Source organism: Acinetobacter sp. S40 (assembly GCF_016624705.1).
In the GTDB taxonomy this organism is placed as follows: domain Bacteria; phylum Pseudomonadota; class Gammaproteobacteria; order Pseudomonadales; family Moraxellaceae; genus Acinetobacter.
Map to the genome: position 1 here is coordinate 115,059 of NZ_JACVTU010000003.1, position 26,194 is coordinate 141,252.

Sequence of the window (26,194 nt, forward strand, 5' to 3'; positions counted from 1 at the left end):
ATATTTGCTGGTAAACACTAATGGAGTAAGTGTATGACTCAACAAGTGAATTTAAGGGAGTTTATCGATGAAAATCGGGTTTCCTTTCTGCAAAAAATAGTCATCTTTTTATGTTTGATGATTGTAGTTGTTGATGGTATCGATATTTCAATTATGGGGTTTGTTGCTCCCGTAATTAAACAGGAATGGGGTATTAGCACGACTGATCTTGCACCTGTAATGAGTGCGGCACTGGTTGGTCTAGCTTTGGGCGCAGTGGTTTCGGGACCTTTAGCAGATAAATTTGGTCGTAAAAAATTATTAATCATCAATCTTTTGGGTTTTGGCTTATTTACTTTATTGGCTGCACTTTCAGGTGATGTAACCGAGCTGATGATGTTTCGCTTTATTGCAGGGTTGTTCATGGGTGGTGTCATGCCACAGGCAGTCACTCTGGTCACTGATTACTCACCAATGCGTCTAAATGGGCGGATGGTGACCATTATTTTAAGTGGTTTTACTATCGGTGCGGCGATAGGCGGTTTTTTGGCAGCTTGGGTGATTCCACATTATAACTGGCACGCCATGATGATTATTGGCGGGGTATTGCCTATTATTCTTGCGATAATTGCAGTTTTCGCCTTACCAGAATCAATTGGTTATAAGGTGTTAAAACACCATCCTAAACAAGAAATTGATGCCATTATCCATAAAATGGCGCCTGATTTTGATACACGCAATAAAGAGTTTGTATTGCCGAAAGCTAAAACCAGCACGACTAATCCAGTCAAAACTGTGCTGAGTCCTTTCTATGTAGTGGGAAGCTTTCTGTTGTGGTGGAGCTACGCATCTGGTCTATTTGTGGTGTATTTGCTTGGTAGCTGGTTGCCGATGATGAGTCATGAATTTGGATTTAGCATTAGTGAAGCTTCTTTGATTACTGCGATTTATCAGTTGGGTGGCCCGATTGGATGCATTGCCTGTGGTTATTTGATGGATAAAATTAATCCACATATTGGTTTGGTGATTGCCTATGTGATCGCGATTGTGTTCATGATATTTGTGGGTGAAGTGGGGCATAACTTTGTGATGTATAGCGTGATGTGCTTCTTCATCGGAATGTGGATGAATGGTGCAAATGCGGGTCTTAATAGTGTCTCAAGTGCTTTTTATCCAGTATTTGCGCGTGCCACAGGTAATAGTTGGATGCATGGAATTGGACGTTTAGGTGCAGTGGCAAGTGCTTTCGCGGGTGCATACTTTCTCAGTTTAGGTTGGCCAGCCAGTAAAATTTTCTTGATCCTATGTTTGCCTGCCTTTGGCATTATTCTGGCACTTTTAATCATGAAGTTCTTATATTCATCAAAAAAGTTACGTCAGCAAGAACTGAATAATGTTCAAGTCTAGCATTCAGATTTAATACACGTACTAAATTTTCTAAGCTTAAGATTTTTAAGGAGATTGAATAATGGATATTCAATTGAATGGTTCGACTCGTCTCTACTTTGTGGTAGGACACCCGATTGTTCAAGTTAAATCGCCTGAGGGCGTAACTTTGGAGCTAATAAAAAAGGGATTGAATGCAATTGTCGCCCCTGCTGATGTTGCTCCTGAACATTTTCCAAACTTTATTCAGCAAAACCTGTATTTGAACAATACCGATGGTTTGATTGTGACGGTACCGCATAAAATTTCGGCTTTGTCTTGTTGCCAAAAATTGACCGCTCGCGCTCAGTTTATAGGCGCAGTGAATACCATTCGGCGCTGTGATGAGGGCTGGCAGGGCGATATGCTGGATGGTAAAGGCATGGTTCAGGCAATTCGTAATAAAAATATTGAATTGAAAAATAAACGCGTAATTTTGGCAGGTGCAGGTGGCGCGGGCAAGGCGATTGCCTATGAGTTACTTCTGGCTGAAGTCCGTGAATTAGCCATTTTTGAGGTTGATCAAAATCGTCAGCAACAATTGGTCGAACAGCTTCAGCAGTTACATTTGGGTAAAGTCATTGCGCATGACAATAACCCAAAAGGCTTCGATGTGGCGGTAAATGCAACGCCGATGGGCATGAATGGTGATCCATCCGCTGCATTTCAACTTGAGCAATTAACTCCAGGCATGTCGATTGCGGATGTGGTTACCAGTCCAGAAAACACACCGTTTGTGCAGCATGCAACAGCATTAGGCTGTAATGTGGTCAAAGGTACGGACATGTTTGTACAGGTACGAGACCTGATGGTGACGTATTTATTAAAAGAGGATAAGGAGCAGCAAGATGCAGCGTAAGTATTCTCTTTCATTTTTGACGGTTGCTGATGTTAGCCCTGTAGAAGCAGTAAAAATTGCAGCTGAATGTGGTTATGCGGCAGTGGGCTTACGCTTGCTGCCAGCAGCACCCAATGAAGCGGATTACCCTATTCTCATAGATCCAGCTTTGCTCAAAGAAACCAAAGCAGCACTTCAAGATACTGATGTTCAAGTTGCAGATGTCGAGATTATTCGTATCGAGCCAGAGTTTGAACCAAAAAAATATTTGCAATTTTTGGATGTGGCGCAGCAATTAGGGGCTAAACATATTTTGATTGCGGGCAATGATCCTGAACATGGCCGCTTAATTCAAAATTTTGCGCAGTTTTGTGAGTTAAGTAAACAATATGGGTTGAGCTGTGATCTGGAATTTATGCCATGGACAGACGTAAAAAATTTGCTTCAGGCAGAACAAATTGTGAAAGCTTCAGGACAAGACAACGCAGCGATTTTAATCGATTCACTACATTTCGATCGTTCAGATTCAACGCTGGAACAAATCAAGGCACTTAATCCTCAATATCTGAACTATGTGCAATTGTGTGATGGTTTTGCGAAATACGATCCGAGTGATACAGGTTTGATCAAAATTGCACGTTCAAACCGATTAGTGCCAGGTCAAGGTGAAATTGATCTAATCAGTCTGATTCGTGCCTTGCCTGAGAATATTACCTTAGCGGCGGAAGTACCCAATTTAATTTTGGCAGAACGACCTGCACTGGAACGGGCGCAAATTAATTTAAATGCAATGAAACAGCTTGTTGCCGAGGCTCAGCAGAATGCTGTCACGGGGTAAACATTTATGAATGCAACTATCCAATATCCATTTTCGCCCGCAGCGATGCCAATCCGAAAATCGTATGATTGCGATGTATTGGTAATTGGTTCGGGGGCAGGCGGGCTTTCGAGTGCAGTTACGGCAGCGCACCAAGGGCTTAATGTCATCGTTGCGGAAAAAGCCTCTGTTTTGGGTGGCACCACGGCTGTATCAGGAGGCTGGTTATGGATTCCTAATACGCCACATGCACAGCGTGAAGGACAGGGAGAATCGATTGATGTTCCAAAGCAGTATTTAAAAAATATTCTGGGCGAACAATACGATGAACAAAAAATTCATACTTATTTAACCAAAGCGCCTGAAATGGTGGATTTTTTTGAAACTCACACTGAAGTCAAATTCAATATTGGTGGGTCAGTCCCTGATTTTTTTCATGTCAGTGGTTCACGGGTTGGATGGCGTTCGATCGTTGCAGCACCGTATGATGGGCGTCAATTAGGCAATCAATTGCATTTATTGCGTCCCGCGATTCCTGAAACAACGTTATGGGGCATGGGAATTGCGTCGGGCGCAGACATGAAGCATTTTATCAATACGTTTTGTGCCGTTTCATCTTTTATCTACGCAACCAAGCGAGTATTGCGTCATTTTGCAGATTTACTGTCAAGAAAACGTTCTACCCAGATTGTGAATGGTAATGCATTGGTGGCTCGATTATTAAAATCTTTACTGAATCAGCAAGTTAAAATCTTAACTCATCATGCCATGATCGAATTATTACACAAAAATGGCGAGGTCACTGGTGCATTATTCAAAACACCAGCAGGACTGGTCAAGATCAAAGCCAAACATGGCGTGATATTGGCAACTGGAGGGTTTCCTCATGATGAAAACCGTAAACAGGTTTTATTTCAACATGTTGCAGAAGGCACACCACATCATTCTGCTGCACCAGAAACCAATACAGGGGATGGCTTAAAGGCAGCCGAAGCTTTAGGGGCTGTTGTTGACCAAAATTTACCTTGGGCAGGTGCATGGGCGCCAGTTTCATTGATGCCACGTCTAGATGGCACTTTGGGGCGTTTTCCGCATCTGGTAGAGCGTGGAAAACCAGGACTCATTGCTGTACTGGAAAATGGTCGCCGTTTTACCAATGAAGGCGACTCATATCCTGCTTTTGTTAAAGATTTATTTAAACATACTCTAAAAGGTCAGCAAGCTCATTGTTGGCTGATTTGTGATCATAAATTTATTCGGCGTTATGGTTTAGGTGCCGTCAAACCTTTTCCCATTTCAATGCAATCCTGGCTTGATAATGGCTATTTGAAATCAGCCAAAACTTTGCAATATCTGGCGGTTACTTGTGGAATTGATGCATTACAGTTTCAAAAAACTGTTCAATCCTACAATCAATTTGCTGCAAAAGGTCAAGACCCAGAGTTCCATCGAGGCACGACCCCTTATCAAAAAGCACAGGGTGATGCTGAACATCAACCGAACCCCTGTATTGCTCCCCTTGAGCAGGGGCCATTTTATGCAGTGGAAGTTATGCCAGGAAGTCTGGGAACTTTTGCAGGCTTAATTACAGATGAACATGCCAACGTCTTAAATAAGCAAACAGGTCAACCCATTCGTGGCTTATACGCGGCGGGCAATGATTTGAACAGCATTATGGGTGGGCAATATCCAAGTGGTGGGATTACCCTCGGGCCAGCCATGACCTTTGGCTATATCGCAGCAAATCATATCGCACAACAGGCAAGTGTGAGTAGCCATTCTGCTGCATTGTCTAAGCTGGTGTAAGGAGAAATTAACATGGATCAACAAGTTGATTTACTGGTAATTGGTGCGGGAGCGGCAGGTATGTCAGCAGCTCTTTTTGCCAAACTTAATGGACTAGATGTTCTACTTTGCGAAAAAGCAGCACATGTCGGGGGCACTTCCGCCACCTCTGGCGGTACTATCTGGGCTCCGGGATCACATTTAAGTTTTAAAGCGGGTGTACCAGATGATATTGAACAGGCACGTATTTTCCTTAAGTCAGTAGTAGGTGAACGTGGTGGAGAGGAATTACGTGAAGCCTTTTTGGCTTCAAGCGCTGACATGATTCGCGAATTGGATGAAAAAACCACAGTAAAGTTAAATGTCTGTCTGGCACATCCTGACTATATCAAGAATCAACCTGGCGAAGCTTTTGGTGGTCGTGCGCTTGCACCCGCCGAGTTTGATGGTAGTGTCTTGGGTGCAGATTTTAAATATGTACGTCCTCCGCGTCCTGAGTTTATGGGGCTGGGCGGAATGATGGTAAATCGTAATGAATTAAATGCTTTGCTGAATCCTGTACAAAGTTTTCAGAACTTTATGACCACCTTAAAAGTGGTATTGCCGTATTTGTTTTCACGCTTACGCTTTAATCGTGGTACACGTTTAGTCATGGGCAATGCGCTAGTGGGAAGTCTTTTTCATAATTTGAGGCAACAACACGTTCCAGTCTGGTTAAATTCTCCATTGCAAGAATTACTCATCGAAAACGGTAAAGTGATTGGTGCAAAAATTCAGACTGAAACAGGTACTCAAGTCATTTATGCACGTAAAGGTGTTGTTCTGGCAACGGGAGGCGTGGGCTGGAATGAACCACTCAGACAACAATTATTTCCAAAAGGTCTTATTGCTGATTCTTTATCGCCACTTTCCAATACGGGCGATGGTTTAATCCAGGCGATACAAAAAGGCGCAAAGCTTGACCCATCGGTAGATAGTAGCGTGTTGTATTTTCCTTGTTCCATTCATACACATGCGAATGGCTATAAAGCAATCTGGCCGCATATTATTTTAGATCGTTCTAAACCGGGTGTCATTGCGGTCAATGACAATGGCAAACGCTTTGTGAACGAATCTGACTCCTATCATGACTTTTGTATGGCCCAGATTAAAAGTAATGCGGGCAAAGCAAAAATTCAGTCTTATCTAATTTGTGATCATACTGCGATTGAAAAGTATGGCTTAGGTTTCGTTTTACCTGGAGCAAAAAAGCTAGATTATTACCTAAAAGCCAATTATTTATTTGCTGCAAATACACTTGAGCAACTTGCCCAAAAAACAGGTATTGATGCACAAAGTTTGGTGAACACGGTTCAGCATTTTAATCAAATGGTTGAGCAGGGTGTAGACACTGACTTTGGCAAAGGTACAGGCGCCATGAATCGCTTTAATGGTGATCCTGAGGTCAAGCCAAATCCATGTCTGGGGAAAATTGAAACTGGACCTTATTACGCGTTGCCTGTTATCCCAATGGATTGTGCCAGTAGTGGCGGTTTGGCTGGAGATATTTATGGCCGTGTTTTAGATCAAAACAATCAGGTGATTTCAGGGCTTTTTGCTTGTGGCAATGATCTAGCTTCTATTTTCAAAGGCACTTATCCAGGGCCAGGCACCACGCTTGGGCCAGGGATGGTCTTTGCATGGCGTATTGCTCAATTCGCTGCCGGCAAACTCACTGAACAATTCAATCAACAAACGATTCAAGCAACGCAACAACGGAGATCTGCATGAAACTTTATCAATTAATTAACATCACCATTAAAATGGGAACAACTGGAGCCGTTGCTCAAGGGATTCAACATTTTTATCAGGAGCAGGCTGCACAAGGAAAATTACTTGGTGTTTTTTTCTCGGATATAGGTCAGCTTAATCAAGTTGTGGTGTTACGCAGTTATGCATCTCAGCAAGAGTTAGATACAGAAAATGCACGTTTGGCGACTCAGGAAAATCTATTTGATGCGGCCGAAAATATTATCAAATACTCAGTGGAGAACTTTGCAGGTTTTGATTTTTTGCCAGAAGTAGAGTTGGGTGAGTTTGGCCCTGTGTACGAAATTCGTACTTATGAACTCAAGCATGGCGGTGTTCCCCATGTCCTTGAAGCATGGAAAAATGCAGTTCCAACTCGTACCCAATATTCAAAATTAACCATTGCTATGTATGCGTTAGACGGTACACCTCGCATTGTTAGCATTTGGCCCTATGCCTCATTAAATGAACGTTCAGAAGTACGGGCTAAAGCAGTAGCTGATGGGATCTGGCCTCCAAAAGGTGGTCCACAATGGTTAACGCATGAAATGCAATCGATGATTGCGTTGTCAACAGCAATTTCACCTTTGAAATAAATCCAACAATGTTTTGATCAGTAAAGAGCTAGTCTGTAGGACTGGCTTTTTCTGTCTTTATACCAAGCATAAACAGCATAGAGGACATGATGAATCAATCTCTACAATTTTCTAAAATCATTTTTGGCGGTAATGTATTTGGCTGGACAGTAGACCAGCAGCAATCCTTTAAGTTACTGGATTATGCGCTGGAACATGGTATTAATACCATCGATACAGCAGATATGTATTCGACTTGGGTTGAAGGGCATCAGGGCGGTGAATCAGAAACTGTAATAGGACAATGGTTACAACAAACACCTTCTAATCGCGATAAAATCACCCTGATTACCAAAGTCGGTGCACCGCTTACTGAAGAAAAAAAAGGACTGTCTAAAAAATATATTAAACAAGCAGTTGAAGCGTCCCTCAAACGTTTAAATACTGACTATCTAGATGTGTATCTAAGCCATTATCCTGATGAAAATACACCTATAGAGGAAACCCTATCAGCCTATGCTGATCTCATTGCTGAAGGTAAAGTGTTAAAAATTGGTGCGTCTAATTATTCGGGTGAACAATTACAACAGGCATTGTCGGTAAGTACAGCGCAAGGTTTACCCAAATATGAAATCTTTCAGCCGGGTTATAGTCTGGTTGAACGTGAACAATACGAAACAGAGTATTTAGCGATTTGCGAAGCGAATCAGTTAAACGTAATCACCTATTTTAGTTTGGCGGCAGGTTTTTTATCTGGAAAATATCGCCATCTGGAACAGCTTGAACATTCAGCTCGTAAGCGTCAGTTAGAACGCTATTTTAATAACCGTGGTCTGAATATTTTAACTACTATGGATCAATTAAAAGAAAAATATCAGGCTGAATTGTCTGAGATTGCTTTAGCTTGGACCATAGCACAGCCGACCATTACTGCGCCCATTGCATCTGCGACTTCAACGGCACAACTTGATTCTTTTGTAAACGCAATGAAGTTGCAACTGGATTCCGCGGATATCGAATGGCTGACGCAGGTAAGTCAATATTAAAAAGGCTCTTTCAATGCTATAGAAAGGGAAAAGTAAAAAATAAATAAAAAGGTCAAACCACATGTTTGACCTTTTTATAAATTAGGCAGATTTGGCCAATAAGTTTAAAGGCTTTAGATGAATAGTGCGCTGTTCCTTGGCGGCGTGTTCAATACATTCTAAAAGCTGAATATTTTTAATGGCATCTTGCGGTGAAGAAATAGGCTGAGCGGTACCATCAATCACTTCAAGAAAATGTGAAAGTTGTGAGATATAGACATCCTCTTCTTTATTTGGTTCAATTTTGTTTTTGATTAACGTTGTCGTCCAACTTTTTGGCGTTTCTTGTGGATAGTTCCAGTATTCCAGATTGGGTACACTGAGTGCTCCTTGCGTACCACTGATAAAATAGCAGTTCTGATCGGGCGACGTGGCAAAGCTGGTTTTATTTTCTTCAGAATTCTGATCCCAACCCCACGGCGAGACCGCAGCGTCAGAAGCCATGAGTGAACCTAAAGCGCCATTTTTAAAACGCACTAAAATCGAAATAGTATCTTCTACGTCGAGCTGACGATTTTGATACGATGTCATGGCTTGAACAGATTCAATTTCACCATTCAAATAACGCATCAGATCTAGATCATGCACCAAATTTATGGCTAATACACCAGCACCTGCTTTACGATGCCATTCAATATCAAAATATGTATCTGGTTTATATACCGACCATAAAGCATTAAATGTATTAATTTGACCCAGTGTGCCTTTTTGAATAAGTTCGTATGCCTGCTGAATAATTTTATTATGGCGACGATGATGTCCAACCAAAATCGGAACCTGATAATGTTGCTGTTGCTCAATCAAATACAAGGCCTCTTCAGTGTTTAAAGCCAGTGGCTTTTCTAGCAGGCTGCTAACTCCTGCCTGCATACATTGAATAGCGGTACTGACATGAAAACGATTTGGATTGGCAATGACTACTCCATCGGGTTGTACTTGAGTTAAAAGCGCATCGAGATCTTTAAAATTTGGTATTTGATAGGCTTGAGCTAGCGCATCTGAAAATGGATCACATATCGCAACTAACTCTGTTTTAGGATGTTTTTGAATGGTTTGAGCATGTTTCTTACCCATAACCCCCGCGCCAATAATCGCAATTTTTTTCATTTATGCAGCTCCTTGCTGTTGCTGTAGAGATGTCCGTAATTGTTTTAAATAGTGAATACTGTCTTGAATTGCCTGATGTTCGGCGCCTTTTTGCATGTAGTCAGGATGCAAATAATCAATTTCCAGTGCCAACAAACCCTGATAATGATGTTCAGCTAACCATTTTAATGTTTTTTCCAGAGGAATCAGCCCCTTTCCAGCAGGTACACTTGGCCAAAATGCAAAGGTTTTTGGATCACCCTCATAGGCCGTAATATCCTTAATATGCGTGGCTCTGGCAAAAGGAAGCATCTTTTCAATGGCCTGCCACGGGTCTTCCAACATGCGCAGATTATTGGCAGTATCCAAACAAATGCCGAGATAAGGGGAGTCAATAGTTTGAATCAAATCAACAATTTCATCGGCATAAAAGTCGACATGATTTTCTAGTGCTAAAACCAGATGATATTGTTCAGCATAGGCAACGGCTTCTTTGAGCAAAGGCACTAAGGCATTTTTATGGTTTTGCCAATCCGTCTTTGGACGCGTAGTTCGTCCCCCAGCACAGATGCGCATAACTTTGGCGCCAAGCAAATGTGCAATTTCGATGTGTTTATACATGTCTTGCAGCATTTCAGGTTTCTGGCCCGAATATAAACCTGACGGATGCCCCCAAGCCCAGACTAATTCAAGTTGATATTGATCTAACAGCTGTTTCAACTGTTGAATGTCCTGTGGAGAGGGTTGATCGAACATAAAGCTTTCGATGGAAATTCCTTCAATTCCAAAATCTATACATGTTTGCACACAGTCTAAGAAGTTTATGTTTTGTGAGGGTGATTGTTCGAGAGTGGGATAAACCTCCCCAAAATAACGATGAAAGCAATAACTATCTATGGCAATTTTCATATCGATGTGAGCTGATGTCCGTTTTATATTTTATTGATGAAATGTTGTTCATCATGTCCCTGTATGCTCGATACTAACAAAGATAATTAAATATTGGAACAGTGTTCCATAAATTTTTATAAGATTAATGCAAAAAAACGACTCAAAAAGTCGTTATTTATTTAAAAAATTAACTGTTTTATTCTGGATCTGTCGCTGAATAAAATTTCACTCCAAGTTTAATCCGATCTCGACCTTGACTCGTACGCCAACGATTACTGTCACGCAAAGAATAGACACAGCCGCAATATTCCTGTTGATAAAACTCTTCACGTTTACTGATCTCGAGCATGCGAGTCGCACCGCCATTTTTGCGCCAGTTATAATCCCAGTACTCTACATCTGGATAATGCGATGCCGCACGTGTTCCACAGTCATTAATTTGTTGCATATTTTTCCAGCGTGAAATACCTAAAGAACTGCTAAATACTTTAAAACCATGTTCATGAGCATAAAGTGCTGCACGTTCAAAACGCATATCAAAACACATGGTACAACGAATACCTTTCTCTGGTTCATTCTCCATGCCTTTAGCACGTTCAAACCAATGATCTGTATCATAGTCACAATCAATAAAAGGAATATTATGTTTCTCGGCAAAACGAATATTTTCTTCCTTACGAATCAAATATTCCTTAACAGGATGAATATTTGGATTATAAAAAAAGATGGAATAATCGATTTCAGAATATAACAAAGTTTCCATGACTTCACCTGAGCAAGGTGCACAGCATGAATGAAGTAATAATTTATCTACCTGTTCTGGAAGTGCGAGTTTAATACGGGGTTTGCTCATTAAAAACAACGTAAACAAATAAAATAGGTCTTTAATTTATCTCAAATAATATGAATAAACCTGAAACTTATTCATGCAAAGTTGAGTGATATTCATTTTTTTCGTAAGTTGTTGATATTAAATTGTTATTTTAAAATAGAACGTTTGTACATAAAAATTTAAGGCTAAAATTGAGGTATTCATGAGATAACCTGACTTGATACTCAAGTCAGGTTAGAGAAATACAAACTCTATTGATTTGGATTAAAAAGGCTGTGTCGTGTTTTTTTTTGCTTTGAACATCTACTACTCGCAGAAAATATCCACAAAGTCTCCATAATTCTAATATACTATAACAACTAATAATGATTCTTGTTATTATTTATATTTTTTATTTCAGACATATCAGGGGATATTGCATATGTCTAGTTCTGAGTTAACACAGCAGCCGTCTGTTCAAGTTCAACAGGTTCGGCGATCTAAACGTGCATCTAAAACGACGCCTATTTCGTATCGTATTCAAATTTTTATACGCTTTGCTATTGCATTATTGGGTGGTTATGCACTATCTGCCTTATTAGCAGTAGTGGTGAGTTTAGCTTTTAAAGATACACCCACCAGCGCAGTTATGACCGCAACCATGCTAGCTTTTATTTGTCATGTTTGCGTTTTTATCTGGGTGTTTTTGCAACATTCTTTTATTAAATCTATTGTGGGGGTAATTATACCTTTGCTGATTTTGACTGTGCTCTATCTGGGCTTGGGAGGCAGCTTCTAATGCGTGTGGATGGAAAGGCCGAAGGCCCACGACAGTCAATGTCATGGTTGCATACTTGGTCAAGCTTGATTTTGGGTTGGTTACTATATGCGATCTTTTTAACTGGAACCTTGAGTTTTTTTCAGAGTGAAATGACGGTCTGGATGAAACCAGAGTTGCATCAATCTTTGCCTCCTCAGTCGCAAGTCCAGCAAGTACAAACTGCATTGCATGTTTTACAAGCTAAAGCACCCAATGCCAGCGCTTGGAATATCAATTTGCCTTCGACACGTCAAACGACGACCGAGCTTAATGTTCGAGGTGAGAATGAAGATCCAAGAGCACGTCGTGGTGGCGAGCGTATCACTATAGACTCGAGTACAGGAGAAGAAATCAAGGCGCGTGAAACTCGTGGTGGAGGTTTTCTCTATCGTTTTCATTTTGAACTATATGGAATGCCTCGAATATGGGCGCGCTGGATTGTGGGTATTGCTACCTTAATGATGTTTGTCGCGATTATTAGTGGTGTGATTACCCATAAGAAAATTTTTAAGGATTTTTTTACTTTTCGTGCGGGTAAAGGACAACGTTCATGGTTGGATGCCCATAATGCTACTGCGGTTTTAGCATTGCCATTTCATATTATGATCACCTTTAGTGGGTTATTATTGCTCATGTATGTATTGATGCCTTGGGGTATTTCTTCAGTTTATACCGATGGTCGTGGTGAATTTTTACAGGCACAACGTGCTGAAATGCTGGGTGAATCAGCAACACCACAAAACCGGGAAGGTGGCAATAGAGAAGGGCGTGGCGAACAAAATCAGGTTCAGGGCAACCGTAATATGATGGTGAGTTCAGAAACTCGCCCTCAGACTATGCAGCGTGGTGAAAGATCAGCGCCACAATCTGACCAGCAACGTGGCGGTGGTACACACGTGGGAGGTCGAGAGCGCCGAAATTCAACCGTGCAAGCTGCTGCACTGACTGACCTTACGCCGCTGATATTAGATGCGCAGAAGCAATGGCCCGATAATCCGATTGGAACAGTAAGTATTATTCGTCCCAATACAACAGCCAGTGAAATTGAGATAAAGGCGTTATACGCTGAGAGTGTTTTGCATCGTAATGTCGTGCCTACATTAGTTTTTAATGGCGTAACTGGAGAGCTGGTTTCAGCAGTAAAACCTGTTTACATCTCAATACCTACAGGAATCTACAATGCGGTGACCGTATTGCATGAAGGTCGAGGAATGGATCTGGGCTTAAGATGGTTACTTTTTATATCTGGTGTCGTGGGTACACTTATGGTTGCGACAGGTTTGATATTGTGGTGCGTTAAACGAGCCCCACAGCAGGAAAAACAAGGGTTTAAAAGTTTTGGTTTTCGTCTGGTAGAAAATTTAAACATTGCTGCGATTATTGGTTTACCTATTGCAATTGCCAGTTATTTCTATGCCAATCGCCTGATTCCAGCTCAAATGGAGAGTCGTTCTGACTTAGAAATTAAAGTATTTTTCTGTATGTGGTTGTTAACATTGATCTATGCTGCATTGCGTCCTGCACGTCAAGCTTGGTTAGAGCTTCTGACATTGGCTACGTTAATGTATTTATGTATTCCACTTTTAAATGGCTTAACAGACGGTCGTGCCTTATGGAGTAGTATTTATCAACAGCAATGGATGGTGGCAAGTTTTGATCTAGTGTGTCTGTTTTTAGCCTTATTATTTATGTTTAGCTTTTTAAAACTAAAAGCTCATAAAGGAACCAGTAAAGCTAAGAAAATTCACAAACCCGCACAAGCTTTAAAAGAAACTGTGGGGGAAGCTTGATGATTTTCTTCATACTTTATCTTTTGTGTCTGTGGGGTTTTGTTGCACTCGCATCGTATCTTGATAAGCATCAAAATCAGATCTATCAAAAGACCTTGTCTCCTCAGAAAACAAAACTGGCGTTATATATGGGTTATACGCTCATTATTAGCGCCTTGATGTTAGCAATCAAGCTATTAAAACCATCAATTGGAATGAGTTATTGGTTCGGTATTTTGACTCTGGCCGCCCTCACGGTCGGTTGGACATTATCCTATCAGGCATTGCGTTTTTTTAGGGTTATGGGCGGGGTAAGCGTGTTGAGTTTTATTGGAATATTGGTGTTGGCAATCGCCTAACCGAGAAAAGATAAGCGAAAATATAATAAAAAACCCTCGAATTTATTTGAGGGTTTTTTATGTAATTTAAATAATGATTAATTAATTACTGAGCTGCTTGTACCGCCACACTAATAATCGTGTAGTACTGATTTTGTGGTTTTTGAGTCGGATCGACACTTTCAGTCACTTCGAGTAGATATTCGCCTGCATGAGGAAAAGTAATTGCAACAGTGCCTTGTTCATTGGCTTTAAATTGAGTTGCTTGTTTATCCGATGCGCCTTTTGCACGAACATTAACTTCAGCATGTTTAAGGGGCTGTTGTGATTTGCTGATTTTCAAGCTTTCAGGTTGATTGGCTTTGAGTTGTGTTGGATGATGACTAAATATTACTTGAATAGGCGCTGTACCTGCTGTAGTCACAGGGCTGGCCTCATCTTTAGTGATATAACTTTGCAATGTCCATTCACGTGTAATTTTCTCAGATTGATATTTTTTATTTTTGAAATCATCTGGAATCAAGTATTCACGTTTTGCTTTTTCGCCGGCTTTATCTGCTGGAACTTCAAATAACATTTTCCATTGTTTTTGATCTTTGGCAAAAGTTAAAGGAAACTGAGTTTTAGTTTCCACTAAATACGTTCCAGCAACGGGTAAAGCTAAATCTGCCACACTGACTGATTTCAACGTGCTTGTGACTTCAATTTGAGAACTTTCTTGTTTTGGGTTAGTAACAGTGATTTTGGCATCCTTAAGAGCATGTTCACTATTTAATGCTTCTTCTGCATAACCGGCAATTAAAGGAATTTGTGTATTTTCAGTATGATAACTAAGAGGGGCTAAATAGGGTTCATGCGCAAAAGCAGAACTAGTCAGCATTAAACATGCTAGAAGTTTTAATTGGTTCATTGGGATAACCCTGTCAGAGCAAAAAGAAATTTTAAAACACGTCATTATAACTAATAATCATTATCGTTAAATGCTTTTTGCGATTTAAATCCCTTAAATCATTAAAATAAGCTTAAAAAATTTCAATTAAATACGATGAAGAAACCAAATCAAATCATTTCAACGGTGAAACTCATCTTCGCAACCTGAAATTGATTACGACCACTACTTTTTGCCAGATACAAGGCGTGATCCGCTTTAGCTATGAATTGGGAGATATCACTATCTTTTTCTGGGATGATGGTCGCTACGCCTGCACTAATGGTGACATGAGGAGATACTTGACTACAAGGATGCAATATTTCAATATTTTTGATTGTATCCATCAAACGTTTGACGTGTAAGATTGCTTCAGATTCATCTGTCATTGGAAATAGCAATAGGAACTCTTCACCGCCATAACGTGCAGCAATTTCACCGCTACGAGACACGAGTGAAGCAATAGAAGTGGCAATTTTCCTTAAACACTGGTCGCCTTGAATATGTCCTAGAGAATCGTTGTAGCTTTTAAAAAAATCGATATCCACCATCATGACAGTAATAGGGGTTTGGTAATGTATTGCACGATCCCACTCGGTCGATAAAACTTCATCCAGATAACGTCGATTAGCGAGTCCTGTTAAGGCATCTTGTTGTGACAGTTCAGATAATTTTTGTGCTTGTTGCACTAACTCCAACCGATTATGTTCAATAATACAATCTTGTAGATAATTTTCACGGTGTTGTCGGTCTGTGGCATAAGCCAGCGCCATTCCCAAAAAGCTGCTAAATGTGTAGGTTCGATTTAATAAAGTCCAGTCAATAGAACCATTGAGAGAATTACTGATAACGATGCCAATAAAACCGCCTAACCATCCTGCAATAATAGCAGTGTAAAAACGCATGCCTACAAAGCCATAGATAATGACAACGGCATACATCATGGCTGCATGGTACAAAATACTGCTCTGACCATGTTCTAATACACTGATCATGCTAAATGTAATGGCAACAGCAGCGCACGAACCTACACACACATAATATTCAAAATAACGATTCAGTTTTTTGACAAAAGACAGGAGCCATGCAACAAAAACAATAACACCGACCCAGCCATAATACGAAAACCACTGATATACTTGTCCTTCAGGAAGAGTCTGATAAATACCAAAGCACAAAAAAGCGTATAAACCTAGAATAATAGGAGCTCGAAAGCGAAACTCATGCGCTGCTTCAGTTTGATATTGCTCACGATAAGAGGTTTCAAGTTGTTTTGGGAACCAGACAACATTTAACCCACGTGCAATCAACTGATCGATTTGTTCACGGGTTAATATGTTTGAACCATGTAATCTCATCGCTTATCTCACTGTCCTTGCGATTGCTAAAATTTTTATCTTTCATCTGATCCTATATTTCTTTTACTCTTTTTAATCAAAAAATAAAAGCGTGATATGAATAGTTAATAATATATTTTTTGATGAAAATGATTTTTTAAAATAAATAATTTAAATATTATAATAATATAGTGATTTAAAAATACAAATAAAATTTTTAAAAATAAATTATTACAAAACTTTATAAATCCTTATAAAAATAAAAAGTTATGGCTAATTGAGATAAGTTTATAAGTCTTTTAAGAAATAAATAAATATATTGAAAAGAGTTCTAAAACTTTAAGGTTAATACTTACTTAAATTGTCACATTATGCCCAAATTTAAATAAAAGGTTCAAATAAGCAAACTAATTAAAAATATTTTGAATTGATCTATTTTTATTGTTGATAATGAGATTTGTTTCACATTGCTTTTTTGTAGCAAAAGCTGATCAATAACCTTAGAAATATATTTTCTATTGTGAAAATAATAGGTAATATATTTTTTGAAATGAGTTACAGATATTGAAATTAAAAGTGACTCCTAGAAAATAAAGAAAAGGTTTAGATTTCGCATCTGAAGACGAGAAATTGTATTCAGTGGATTACTTACGGTTGATCAGATAAAGGGAAGACAACGATGGGAGCTCTTACGCAGGGATTAACACTTGAGATCACGCCGCATTCGACTTGGGCTCAACAGTTCTGGGATCATCTTATTCCCGTGAAAGAACGTGTAAGCAAGCATCCTTTATTTATTGAGATGGCAAATGGTCAGCTTAGCTTGGAGTGTTTTCGTCAATCACTACTTAATTTTTATCCTTTAGTTGCACATTTTCCTTCCTATATGGCTCTAGCTTTATCAAAGGCAACTGATTTTACCCAACCCGGTGTCACTGAAAGCAGGGACTGGCTGATTCAAAACATTAAAATAGAAGAGCGGCATTTGAATTGGTATCGGGATTGGGCCGTTGGTTTTGGGTTAACTATTGATGAATTGGATCGTGTACAGCCGCCTGTAGCGATGAATGCGGTGAATCATTTTTTATGGAATACGAATTACCGAGGCTCATTGGCAGAATGTCTGGCCGCAACGAATCTGGCGATTGAATGGGCCACAGGAGATTGGTCAATTCAGGTTTATAAAGGGATTAATGCTTATATTGATCATGCTGAGGTGAACATAAATAAAAGATCGTTGGCTTGGTTACGTGCGCATGCACATTATGATGATATGCATCCTTATGAAGCCATGGAGCTTATCAAAAGATTGTGTGATCATCAGCCAGAGCTACAAAAAAGTGCCTTTAAGGCTGCCTTAGCAGGACTTGAGTATTATGAACTGGCTTTAGATTATTGTTATAAACAATACGCTTAAATGTATTATTTAAAAAAAGCTCCGTTTGTTTATAACGGAGCTTTTTTAGTTATTTGATATTGTGATCAATTAAATGTTGACGAAGAATGCGCCTTAGTTCAAGAACCGCTTCTGGGGTTTCCTGAATAGAATGTCCACCTTTAATAATTTTTTCAGATGTTGCTCCATCAAGATGTGCGCTTTTATAAGGAACAATTCCATCTGTGATGACATTCGGATCATCACTATTGGTTTTATTTCCAATAATTGAATGGAAGACAAACCCTTTTGGTGGATTGATATTTTCTGTTAAGGTCATAAATTTAGATTTATGACTTAGATCACTTGGTCCGTTTTGAATAAGTCCTTTGTCGATCTGAGTTAATAAATCTTTAGCATCAATATCCTGATTGGTAATAGTGTCTGTGACAGCCCCTAAAAATGCACCGGGTAGCTTAATAATTTTGCGTGCAGCACGGGTAAACCATAGATCTGCAAAATCGGTCCCACGATGAGGCGAAGACATGAAAATAGCTCGATCAAAATTGGTGATCGGTTGAATTTTCAAACGCTCTGACACAATAGGATGTTTTCTCAATCTGGCCTGCTGATATGAACTCATCATGGATAATGCTTGTGTTGAAATATCATCATTGCTGACCAATAATCGACTAATAATTCCACCCATACTATGCCCGATTAGAACGGCATCTTTATCAGCAGAATCATGAGGGTTAAGGGTTCCAAATGCTTGTTTCAGCAAAGCGTAAATCTGAAAACGGCTCTCAAGAATGGGCATGTTGGTTGAGTAAAATACTTGCCAAACCTGATAATGTTCGCGTAATACGCTATCTCCCATAATATCATTGGTCAGTGCGATCCATGCTTCAGGACTACTGGCCAGTCCATGCACCAATACAATTACTTTTTTATTTGGATTGTAGGGTTCGAGCATATATAGATGTGGCATGGTCAATCGTTCTTCACGATCAATCAATGTTAAATAAGCAGCAACACCTAGATTATTTTCTGCCAGCCATAAACCATACGGTGCGGAGAAATTGGCAGCTAACGGGTAGCTTTTGCCTGCCACATCTACGTTTTCGATACGATAGGGATCATAAACCTGCACCATAAAATTGGGTGAGTTAATAATTTCATCTACAGTATCTGCTTTTGATGGCCGCGCAACAATGGTGGCAGATAAATAGCGTGCTTTATGAATATTGGGGTTCACACCGCTTTGATAAGAGAAATTGAGAGGGTCTAGAATGTATTTGTTATTTATTTTTTGATTAGATGTGGATTCAGGGAAGACAGCGACAAATTCTGAACCAAAACCATCGCGACGGTTAATGGTGCGTAAACCTGAAAAATTGAGGTTATAGCTAGAGATAAAACGTTCTAGTTCTTTATTTTTTAATAATGGATAGTTATCCAGATTAATACTATAAGTACTCGTTCCAATCTTTATACTGTCAGTGGCTTTTTTTGTCGTTGAACGCTGCGAACTGAGAGTGACTAGTTTTGCAATCGCCTGATTATAAAAGTCACGAATCTGAACTTGGCGGTTATCAAAAATACGATCTACAGGTTTACGTTTGGTTTTAAACAAGTACGCGTAACTATAACGGATACTTTTATCCAGCATTTCGAGTTGTTGAATCTGACATTCATCATAAGATTTTTGGACTTGTTGTTGATGTTCTTCTGAGCGATGTTTGGTTAAGGTACTGACTGTACATGCAGAGGATTTATCCAGTTGCATGGCTTTTGCCAAATAAAGCTCACTTGCGGTTGAGAGAAATTGTTCATCTACAATTTCTGGAATCATCTTTAATTCATTCACGCAAGACGTAGGGTTGTCCATACAGACTTTAGCTTCACGCCCTGACATTGAGAGAACATTGAGGCTGGCTTCACTCAATTTATCCTGCATCAGGATGCTATTACGCTCATTGGAAATAGTCACGTTAAGTGCTTGTTGTTTAACACTTACGACTTGGCAACCACTCAGTAAAGTAACAGAAAAGGTTGCGACCAGAATTAAAAAGGTATTTTTTTTTCTGCAATTGATCATGGGCAGGAGGTAAAAATTGATTTGAAATTAGCCCGATCATACGTGATCTGAAGTAATTTTCAATTCGCTTAAAAAAAATTATAAAAAAAGGCTGTAACAACAGCCTTTTTCATACGATAAGCTTACGAAGCAGGTTTAGCTGCAATCGCTGGATTATTTAAAACTTGCCAAACATTCCAACGCCCTTGTTTTTCAATTTCAGTGAGCAGGCGATCAGCAACTTCCGCCTCATCTGGATATTTGAGTTTGTAGTTTTTTAGGGTTTGAATCGCATTTTTCTTTTGTTCCATCGCAATGTAGTTATTTACTGAAGCTAAATAGGCTTCCTGTACACCACCTTGCATGGCTTTATTTAAATAGGGGATTGCTTCACTTTGACCGCCACCTTCAGATAGACCGAAACCAAACCAGAAGTTTGCTTCAGGATCATCCGAGTTAATTTTAAGCAAACGTTGAGCATAAGTTAATGATTTTGTGGTATAGGCAGAACCTAAGTCCAGATTGCGTCCCATTACACTTGCCTTAAATGCACGAATCAAGACATCAAATGAGGCATTAGGATTAGTTGCTAATGTATCTAAATGCTGTGAAACTTCTTTTAACTTACTTTCGTAGCCTTTGCGTTCCTGACGATCTGTAAAGCGTGGTGGATAATGACGGGCCTTACCTTCAACCAGTTGTAAAAAATCATCGATATCAGTGACATCAAGTTCATTTTCACCTGCAAGCACTGCGTATTTCATTGCTCGTGTATTGCTATTGATGGTGGGGATAATGAGTTTATTGACATCGAGTGTAATCGTTTTTGATGGATCACTTGGATCAGTCACCGCCATTTTAGTCACAGGCTGCGCAGCTGCCGCTTTTAGCTCAAGCTCAAATGGCGGCGGAGCGTCATAATTAAATGGATTAAGTGCGTAAAATGGAGGGGAAACGTCAGGTTCTGTAAAAACAAAAGGTTCAGGCGCATTATTTTTCTTGACAGCAACTGGACTACACGCGGTTAAAACTGAAGCTGCGAGTAGTGTATATGCCAAAGGCTTAAGCATCATAGAAACGTCCATTCTTTGTTGTTTAAAGTTAAAAAGATGTTTGTCGAGCCAGTCTAAAAAAAGCCAGACAAACATGCAATGAGAGACGTGTTACAGTATTAAACCAATTGTTCACGCTTTAGACGAATTACTTTGTGCTTCGCATTCGCGTCGAACTTCTTCAATAATTTTGAGTTCTTCTTCACTAAATGGCTGTTCATCCTGATTCTGTTTTTTAAAAGTCGGATCCAGAAGGGATAGCCGTTGGCACAAAGTATTCATGCGCGCTTCATTGTTTTGAATACGATCAAGTAGTACACGCATCCCTTCAAGCATAGGATCAGTTTGATCATTTGTGGTGGCATAAGGCTGAAAACCAATGCTTTCGGCATAATTACGGCGACGTTGTTCCTGCTCATTTTCTACTTTATCTTTATCCTTGTAGATAAAACGGGCAGGGTTGCCAACGGCTGTTACACCCGCGGGAACTTCTTTGGTGACGACCGCATTGGAACCAACTTTGGCACCTTTACCTACAGTAAATGGCCCTAAAATTTTGGCTCCAGCACCTACAATGACACCATCTTCAAGTGTAGGATGGCGTTTGCCCTTGTTCCATGTCGTGCCCCCTAAAGTCACGCCATGATAAAGGGTTACATCATCACCAATTTCAGCAGTTTCACCGATAACCACGCCCATACCATGATCGATAAAGAAACGTTTACCGATTTTAGCACCTGGATGAATCTCAATACCTGTTGCAAAACGACTAAAGGTGGATAACAACCGTGCGGTACTTTTACAGTCTTTTTCCCAAAGTTTATGAGCGACCCGATGCATGATCAGAGCATGAATACCGGGATAGTTGGTAATGACTTCTAAAGTATTGCGAGCTGCTGGATCACGCGCAAATACAGCCTGAATATCTTCTTTGAGCTGCTTAAGCATTGGATTGATCCTCTTTATCCATTGATGTTTTTTTCCATGTGCCCTGACTTAAGGCTTGGACACGACTAAATATGCCACGAAGTAAATGATATTCCATACGATCTAATTGTATACGTCCAAATAAGCGACGCAAGCGCAAAGGCAATAAACGTGGATTATTAGGATCTAAAAATTCAATATCGACCAACATTTTTTCTAAATGTGGATAGAACTCTTCCATTTGTTTGTGAGTAACTAATGGTTCATCCCAATCCATTGTTGTATTTTGTGTGACAGGCATTTGTTCAGCATGATTTTCCGATGCCTGATTAGTTTTTTGGGCCAGTTGTTGCAGGGTTGCCATACGCATTTCATAACACACGACTTGAATAGCTTGCGCAACATTCAGTACGCCATAATCTGTATTGACAGGAATGGTCAGATGATAATTTGCCAATGCCAGTTCTTCATTGGTTAAACCACGGTCTTCACGACCAAATACAATCGCAACTTCTTGTTGCTCTTTTAATACTGCTTGCATGGAAAGTTCGGCGGCTGGACGTACATCAAGTAATGGCCACGGAATGGTGCGACTACGTGCACTGGTTCCAAATACAATGTGACAGTCCTGAATGGCCTGTTCCAGTGTTTCTACGATTTCAATTTGTTCAACCAAATCCTGTGCACCTGCGGCCAGTGCATCAATATCTGGGTGAGGATAAGTTTTGGGTTTAACTAGAACCAGTTTACTTAATCCCATTGTTTTCATTGCCCTCAATGCACTTCCAATGTTGGCAGGCAAAGTGGTATTGACCATGACAATTCTTACATGCGACAGAGATTGTGAAACTGACGCATTGTCAGATATATTCATAAATAATCCAGATCTAAAATTTTAAGAATATTGAGAGGCTTCGGCTTGATATAAATCCATGGCTTCATCCATAGACATATCCGCAGGCGGTGAAGCTAATGGAGCAATGCGTGCTGGTTCGGCTGCTTTTGCTGCTTTGGATTTCACCTGATACTCAATATGAATGGATTCTTTACCAAAATAGTCACGTAGCTTGGATAGTAGCTCATCCTGTGGTGCGACTTTCCAGTTTTGTCCCAGATATAATTCTGCTGTCGCATAGTCTTGTTCAATGACAATCTGAACAGGAATGTGCTGGCACATATCGATATTACAAAATGGTAAGATTATGCGTTGTAAATCATGAGCTAAAGCAGTCGTGGTTAAATCTTTAGAAGGTTGAATCCGAATATGATTGGCTCGTTTTTGTCGAATTTCGTTTAAACTGAAGGCTTTACTTAAACGTGCCATTGGACGGTCAAAGCCTTCACGTTCATAAATATCGCCTTCAATGACCACTACTTTTTCAACTTGAACAATCTCTTTAAAGCGTTGAAATCGCTCATGATTACAACTGACTTCGATCCGTGCCGTTCCATCATCCAGTGTAATCATCATTCGATTCGGGAAATTCGCAACATCAACCACTAATCCGGCAAATACAGTAGTTTGTCCACGGCGTGTCGGACTTAACTCACTAATTTTAGCAGGAATAAAAGCCTTTAATTCCGAACGATATACATCGATAGGATGACCCGTTAAATATAATCCCAGTGTATCTTTTTCGCCTTTTAGACGAACTTCATCTGACCATGGTTTTACGGGTTTGGCTGGCTTGCGTTGAACCTCTTCAACCTCACCAAATAAATCCATAATCCCAGTTTCACGGTTACTACGTGCCTGTTCTGCCGCCTGTACTGCTTCTGGCAGTTGTGCCATTAAGCTAGAGCGTTCAATACCCAGACAATCTAGCGCACCCGCACGGATTAAGGCTTCAAGTGTACGTTTATTGATTTTTTTGAGGTCAATACGATGACAAAAATCGAATAGGTCGGTATAAGATCCATCTTTTTCACGTGAGTCAATCACGGATTGCATAGCCTGTTCACCTACGCCTTTAATCGCCCCTAACCCATAAACCACGGTTTTTTCATCACTCGCATGGAAACGATAAATGGACATATTCACCGAGGGCGGTAAAACTTCTAAGCCATTACTACGACAATCATCAATCAAAAAGACCACATTGTCTGTATTTTGCATTTCCGATGACATCACCGCTGCCATAAATTCAGCAGGGTAATGTGCTTTAAGCCATGCTGTATGGTAGGCGACCAGAGCATAGGCCGCGGCGTGTGATTTGTTAAAACCGTAACCTGCAAACTTTTCCATATAGTCAAAGATATGGTTAGCTGTAGCTTCATCAATCTCTTTTTCAGCAGCACCCGTGATAAAGATCTGACGCTGTTTTACCATTTCCTCGGGTTTCTTTTTCCCCATGGCACGACGTAGTAAGTCTGCACCCCCAAGCGTATAACCTGCACAGAACTGTGCAGCCTGCATGACCTGTTCCTGATACACCATAATGCCATAGGTAGGTTCCAGTACACTTTCAAGTAATGGATGAAGATATTCAAACTCGCCGCCATGCATACGATGGATAAAGTCAGGAATAAGATCCATTGGGCCGGGACGATACAAGGATACAAATGCGATAATTTCTTCAAACTTGCTTGGACGCGCTTCTTTCAGCATGCGTTTCATACCCACGGATTCAAACTGGAATACCGCTGTAGTATTTGCATCTGCGAAGACTTTATAGGCATCTACATCATCGAGTGGAACATGGGTAATTACTAAAGGCTCTTTGACATCAGCGCGTTTATTAATGTTCTGGATCGCATCTTCAATCACGGTTAGATTTCGTAGACCCAAAAAGTCAAACTTGACCAGACCTGCAGCTTCAACGTCATCTTTATCGTATTGCGCCACACGGTTGGTTCCATCTGCATCACACAGAACCGCGGAATAATCAGTAATTTTACCCGGGGCAATCACCACACCACCCGCATGTTTACCAGTGTTGCGGGTAATCCCTTCTAATTTGAGTGCCATTTCCCAGATTTCACTGGCATCATCATTATCAGGGTTAGATGGATTCGTGACAATATCTTTAAGTTGAGGTTCCATCTCGATGGCAGTCGCGAGATCAACCCCAAGCGGTTTAGTCGGTACCATTTTAGAGATACGATCGGCCAAACCATATGATTTTCCTAATACTCGTGCCACATCTCGGATTGCACCTTTAGCTGCCATCGTACCAAACGTTGCAATCTGAGATACAGCTTCACGACCATAAGTTCGTGATACATAATCGATGACGCGGTCACGCCCAGCAATACAAAAGTCGACGTCAAAGTCAGGCATTGAAACCCGTTCGGGGTTTAAAAAACGTTCAAACAGCAAATCGTAGCGTAATGGATCAAGATCGGTAATTTTTAAGCTATAAGCAACAAGTGAACCTGCACCAGACCCTCGTCCAGGGCCGACAGGTACGCCGTTATTCTTGGCCCATTGAATAAAGTCCATGACGATGAGGAAGTAGCCTGGGAAACCCATTTTCAAAATAATATCAACTTCATATTTGATACGATCATCGTAGGGCTTACGAATCTCTGGCCAATCTTCATCACGTTCCTCAACGGGATAAAGCAACTCCAGACGCTCTTCCAAACCTTCTTTGGACAAATGTTCAAAATAGGTATCAATGGTAAAGCCTTCTGGAATGGGGTAGTCAGGCAAGAAGTAAGTGCCAAGTTGTAAACTCACATTACAACGTTGAGCAATGTAATAGGTATTTTTTAATGCACTCGGAATATCTGAGAATAATTCAGACATTTCTTCAGCAGTTTTAAAATATTGTTCTGGGCTATAGTGGCGCGGTCGACGATCATCTGCCAGAACGTAACCATCTGCGATACATACGCGTGCTTCATGGGCTTCAAAGTCATCACGTTCGACAAAGTGCACATCATTATGCGCTACGACCCCAACATTATATTTGGCTGCGAGTTTGACCGCTTCCTGAACATAATCTTCTTCGCCAGCACGATCAGTACGGGTTAATGCAAGATACACGCGATTGCCAAATTTTTCCTGCCACGCTTGTAGGAGTGGTTCAGCTTTTTGAGGATTGGAAGAACACAGCATTCTACCTACATCACTCTGCTGTCCCAATAATACAATAATGTCTTGATGTTGTTCTAAAACCCATTCTTTTTGTACGCAAGGAATACTAAGTTGTTGCCCTTCAATAAAACCACGCGAGACAATTTCAGTCAGACTTCGCCAGCCATTATTGGTCATGGCAAGTAAGGTTACCCGATGTTCAGCATCATTTAGGCGTATTTGACTGCCTAAAATAGGTTTAATTCCTTTAGACAGGCAACTCTCATAAAATTTGACGGCAGCATGTAAATTGGAAAGATCCGTCAACGCTAAAGCAGGCATACTTTCGCTTACCGCAGCTTTGATGAGATCAGGTATCCGCACAATCGATTCGGTAATCGAGAACTCTGTATGAATACCAAGATGAACAAACTGCATAAAACGATCCTGACCAAGTCCGTCGATGA

At 40.4% G+C, this 26,194-nt stretch carries 21 protein-coding genes; 11 read left to right on the top strand and 10 right to left on the bottom strand.

Features of this window, described 5'->3' with window-relative positions; all coding sequences use genetic code 11:
• The first annotated feature begins 33 nt into the window (after positions 1-33).
• From IAE19_RS05605 to IAE19_RS05635, 7 genes are all read left to right on the top strand, one after another.
• The gene (locus IAE19_RS05605) at positions 34-1,386 is read left to right on the top strand and encodes an MFS transporter (protein ID WP_200459958.1); all 1,353 of its coding nucleotides are present in this window, start codon (positions 34-36) and stop codon (positions 1,384-1,386) included.
• Positions 1,387-1,447: 61 nt separating this feature from the next.
• Complete coding sequence (locus IAE19_RS05610; RefSeq protein WP_200459959.1) at positions 1,448-2,263, top strand: shikimate dehydrogenase family protein; 816 nt, start codon at positions 1,448-1,450, stop codon at positions 2,261-2,263.
• Positions 2,253-3,080 carry a sugar phosphate isomerase/epimerase family protein gene (locus tag IAE19_RS05615; protein WP_200459960.1) on the top strand — a complete coding sequence of 276 codons (828 nt, stop codon included), beginning with the start codon at positions 2,253-2,255 and terminating at the stop codon, positions 3,078-3,080. Before IAE19_RS05610 ends, IAE19_RS05615 begins: the two co-directional genes overlap by 11 nt.
• A gap of 6 nt (positions 3,081-3,086) precedes the next feature.
• Positions 3,087-4,865, top strand: coding sequence for an FAD-dependent oxidoreductase (locus IAE19_RS05620; protein ID WP_200459961.1), 1,779 nt, complete (start codon positions 3,087-3,089; stop codon positions 4,863-4,865).
• 12 nt (positions 4,866-4,877) lie between these two features.
• Positions 4,878-6,614 carry an FAD-dependent oxidoreductase gene (locus IAE19_RS05625; protein WP_200459962.1) on the top strand — a complete coding sequence of 579 codons (1,737 nt, stop codon included), beginning with the start codon at positions 4,878-4,880 and terminating at the stop codon, positions 6,612-6,614.
• Positions 6,611-7,228, top strand: coding sequence for an NIPSNAP family protein (locus IAE19_RS05630; RefSeq protein ID WP_200459963.1), 618 nt, complete (start codon positions 6,611-6,613; stop codon positions 7,226-7,228). The genes IAE19_RS05625 and IAE19_RS05630 overlap by 4 nt, the downstream gene beginning before the upstream one ends.
• 86 nt (positions 7,229-7,314) lie before the next feature.
• Positions 7,315-8,253 carry an aldo/keto reductase gene (locus tag IAE19_RS05635; protein WP_265092537.1) on the top strand — a complete coding sequence of 313 codons (939 nt, stop codon included), beginning with the start codon at positions 7,315-7,317 and terminating at the stop codon, positions 8,251-8,253.
• Between the two features lie 81 nt (positions 8,254-8,334).
• On the opposite strand, the gene IAE19_RS05640 is transcribed toward IAE19_RS05635, so the two are convergent.
• The 3 genes from IAE19_RS05640 to IAE19_RS05650 form a co-directional block, all read right to left on the bottom strand.
• Complete coding sequence (locus tag IAE19_RS05640) at positions 8,335-9,399, bottom strand: Gfo/Idh/MocA family protein (RefSeq protein WP_200459964.1); 1,065 nt, start codon at positions 9,397-9,399, stop codon at positions 8,335-8,337.
• Complete coding sequence (locus IAE19_RS05645) at positions 9,400-10,287, bottom strand: sugar phosphate isomerase/epimerase family protein (protein ID WP_200459965.1); 888 nt, start codon at positions 10,285-10,287, stop codon at positions 9,400-9,402.
• A 178-nt stretch (positions 10,288-10,465) separates the two neighbouring features.
• Positions 10,466-11,122: an epoxyqueuosine reductase QueH gene (locus tag IAE19_RS05650; RefSeq protein WP_200459966.1), complete on the bottom strand. Its 657-nt coding sequence runs from the start codon at positions 11,120-11,122 to the stop codon at positions 10,466-10,468.
• 400 nt (positions 11,123-11,522) lie between these two features.
• Here IAE19_RS05650 and IAE19_RS05655 point away from each other — a divergent pair, with 400 nt between their 5' ends.
• The 3 genes from IAE19_RS05655 to IAE19_RS05665 are packed head-to-tail and all read left to right on the top strand — an operon-like array spanning position 11,523 to position 14,028.
• Positions 11,523-11,879, top strand: a complete 357-nt coding sequence (locus tag IAE19_RS05655; protein ID WP_200459967.1) for a hypothetical protein — start codon at positions 11,523-11,525, stop codon at positions 11,877-11,879.
• Entirely contained in the window at positions 11,879-13,690 is a 1,812-nt protein-coding gene (locus tag IAE19_RS05660; RefSeq protein ID WP_200459968.1) for a PepSY-associated TM helix domain-containing protein, read from the top strand. The genes IAE19_RS05655 and IAE19_RS05660 overlap by 1 nt, the downstream gene beginning before the upstream one ends.
• On the top strand, positions 13,690-14,028 hold the full coding sequence (locus tag IAE19_RS05665) for a DUF3325 domain-containing protein (protein WP_200459969.1): 339 nt from the start codon (positions 13,690-13,692) through the stop codon (positions 14,026-14,028). Before IAE19_RS05660 ends, IAE19_RS05665 begins: the two co-directional genes overlap by 1 nt.
• 85 nt (positions 14,029-14,113) lie before the next feature.
• Here the strand turns inward: IAE19_RS05665 and IAE19_RS05670 are convergent, their stop codons facing one another.
• Together IAE19_RS05670 and IAE19_RS05675 are read right to left on the bottom strand one after the other, a co-directional pair.
• Positions 14,114-14,917 (bottom strand): DUF4198 domain-containing protein, encoded by an 804-nt coding sequence (locus IAE19_RS05670; protein ID WP_200459970.1) that lies wholly within the window; start codon positions 14,915-14,917, stop codon positions 14,114-14,116.
• 149 nt (positions 14,918-15,066) lie between these two features.
• Positions 15,067-16,293: a GGDEF domain-containing protein gene (locus tag IAE19_RS05675; RefSeq protein WP_200459971.1), complete on the bottom strand. Its 1,227-nt coding sequence runs from the start codon at positions 16,291-16,293 to the stop codon at positions 15,067-15,069.
• A gap of 658 nt (positions 16,294-16,951) precedes the next feature.
• On the opposite strand from IAE19_RS05675, the gene IAE19_RS05680 reads away from it, so the two are divergent.
• Positions 16,952-17,689: a TenA family transcriptional regulator gene (locus IAE19_RS05680; protein ID WP_200459972.1), complete on the top strand. Its 738-nt coding sequence runs from the start codon at positions 16,952-16,954 to the stop codon at positions 17,687-17,689.
• 49 nt (positions 17,690-17,738) lie between these two features.
• Here the strand turns inward: IAE19_RS05680 and IAE19_RS05685 are convergent, their stop codons facing one another.
• From IAE19_RS05685 to dnaE, 5 genes are all read right to left on the bottom strand, one after another.
• Positions 17,739-19,748, bottom strand: a complete 2,010-nt coding sequence (locus tag IAE19_RS05685; protein ID WP_200459973.1) for an esterase/lipase family protein — start codon at positions 19,746-19,748, stop codon at positions 17,739-17,741.
• Between the two features lie 122 nt (positions 19,749-19,870).
• Positions 19,871-20,800 (bottom strand): ABUW_2363 family tetratricopeptide repeat lipoprotein, encoded by a 930-nt coding sequence (locus tag IAE19_RS05690; RefSeq protein ID WP_200459974.1) that lies wholly within the window; start codon positions 20,798-20,800, stop codon positions 19,871-19,873.
• A gap of 111 nt (positions 20,801-20,911) precedes the next feature.
• Positions 20,912-21,727: a serine O-acetyltransferase gene (gene cysE / locus IAE19_RS05695; protein WP_200459975.1), complete on the bottom strand. Its 816-nt coding sequence runs from the start codon at positions 21,725-21,727 to the stop codon at positions 20,912-20,914.
• Positions 21,720-22,580 (bottom strand): RNA methyltransferase, encoded by an 861-nt coding sequence (locus tag IAE19_RS05700; protein ID WP_200459976.1) that lies wholly within the window; start codon positions 22,578-22,580, stop codon positions 21,720-21,722. Before IAE19_RS05700 ends, cysE begins: the two co-directional genes overlap by 8 nt.
• 21 nt (positions 22,581-22,601) lie before the next feature.
• Positions 22,602-26,165 carry a DNA polymerase III subunit alpha gene (dnaE, locus tag IAE19_RS05705; RefSeq protein WP_200459977.1) on the bottom strand — a complete coding sequence of 1,188 codons (3,564 nt, stop codon included), beginning with the start codon at positions 26,163-26,165 and terminating at the stop codon, positions 22,602-22,604.
• Between the last annotated feature and the right edge of the window lie 29 nt (positions 26,166-26,194).

What these genes read in the sequence shown, in the direction of transcription:
- IAE19_RS05630 (WP_200459963.1), top strand. Translation starts at nt 6,611, where the DNA reads ATGAAACTTTATCAATTAATTAACATCACCATTAAAATGGGAACAACT.
- IAE19_RS05625 (WP_200459962.1), top strand. Translation starts at nt 4,878, where the DNA reads ATGGATCAACAAGTTGATTTACTGGTAATTGGTGCGGGAGCGGCAGGT.
- IAE19_RS05660 (WP_200459968.1), top strand. Translation starts at nt 11,879, where the DNA reads ATGCGTGTGGATGGAAAGGCCGAAGGCCCACGACAGTCAATGTCATGG.
- IAE19_RS05615 (WP_200459960.1), top strand. Translation starts at nt 2,253, where the DNA reads ATGCAGCGTAAGTATTCTCTTTCATTTTTGACGGTTGCTGATGTTAGC.
- IAE19_RS05685 (WP_200459973.1), bottom strand. Translation starts at nt 19,748, where the DNA reads ATGATCAATTGCAGAAAAAAAAATACCTTTTTAATTCTGGTCGCAACC.
- cysE (WP_200459975.1), bottom strand. Translation starts at nt 21,727, where the DNA reads ATGCTTAAGCAGCTCAAAGAAGATATTCAGGCTGTATTTGCGCGTGAT.
- IAE19_RS05640 (WP_200459964.1), bottom strand. Translation starts at nt 9,399, where the DNA reads ATGAAAAAAATTGCGATTATTGGCGCGGGGGTTATGGGTAAGAAACAT.
- IAE19_RS05650 (WP_200459966.1), bottom strand. Translation starts at nt 11,122, where the DNA reads ATGAGCAAACCCCGTATTAAACTCGCACTTCCAGAACAGGTAGATAAA.
- IAE19_RS05635 (WP_265092537.1), top strand. Translation starts at nt 7,315, where the DNA reads ATGATGAATCAATCTCTACAATTTTCTAAAATCATTTTTGGCGGTAAT.
- IAE19_RS05665 (WP_200459969.1), top strand. Translation starts at nt 13,690, where the DNA reads ATGATTTTCTTCATACTTTATCTTTTGTGTCTGTGGGGTTTTGTTGCA.
- IAE19_RS05620 (WP_200459961.1), top strand. Translation starts at nt 3,087, where the DNA reads ATGAATGCAACTATCCAATATCCATTTTCGCCCGCAGCGATGCCAATC.
- IAE19_RS05675 (WP_200459971.1), bottom strand. Translation starts at nt 16,293, where the DNA reads ATGAGATTACATGGTTCAAACATATTAACCCGTGAACAAATCGATCAG.
- IAE19_RS05605 (WP_200459958.1), top strand. Translation starts at nt 34, where the DNA reads ATGACTCAACAAGTGAATTTAAGGGAGTTTATCGATGAAAATCGGGTT.
- dnaE (WP_200459977.1), bottom strand. Translation starts at nt 26,165, where the DNA reads ATGCAGTTTGTTCATCTTGGTATTCATACAGAGTTCTCGATTACCGAA.
- IAE19_RS05670 (WP_200459970.1), bottom strand. Translation starts at nt 14,917, where the DNA reads ATGAACCAATTAAAACTTCTAGCATGTTTAATGCTGACTAGTTCTGCT.
- IAE19_RS05645 (WP_200459965.1), bottom strand. Translation starts at nt 10,287, where the DNA reads ATGAAAATTGCCATAGATAGTTATTGCTTTCATCGTTATTTTGGGGAG.
- IAE19_RS05700 (WP_200459976.1), bottom strand. Translation starts at nt 22,580, where the DNA reads ATGAATATATCTGACAATGCGTCAGTTTCACAATCTCTGTCGCATGTA.
- IAE19_RS05690 (WP_200459974.1), bottom strand. Translation starts at nt 20,800, where the DNA reads ATGATGCTTAAGCCTTTGGCATATACACTACTCGCAGCTTCAGTTTTA.
- IAE19_RS05680 (WP_200459972.1), top strand. Translation starts at nt 16,952, where the DNA reads ATGGGAGCTCTTACGCAGGGATTAACACTTGAGATCACGCCGCATTCG.
- IAE19_RS05655 (WP_200459967.1), top strand. Translation starts at nt 11,523, where the DNA reads ATGTCTAGTTCTGAGTTAACACAGCAGCCGTCTGTTCAAGTTCAACAG.
- IAE19_RS05610 (WP_200459959.1), top strand. Translation starts at nt 1,448, where the DNA reads ATGGATATTCAATTGAATGGTTCGACTCGTCTCTACTTTGTGGTAGGA.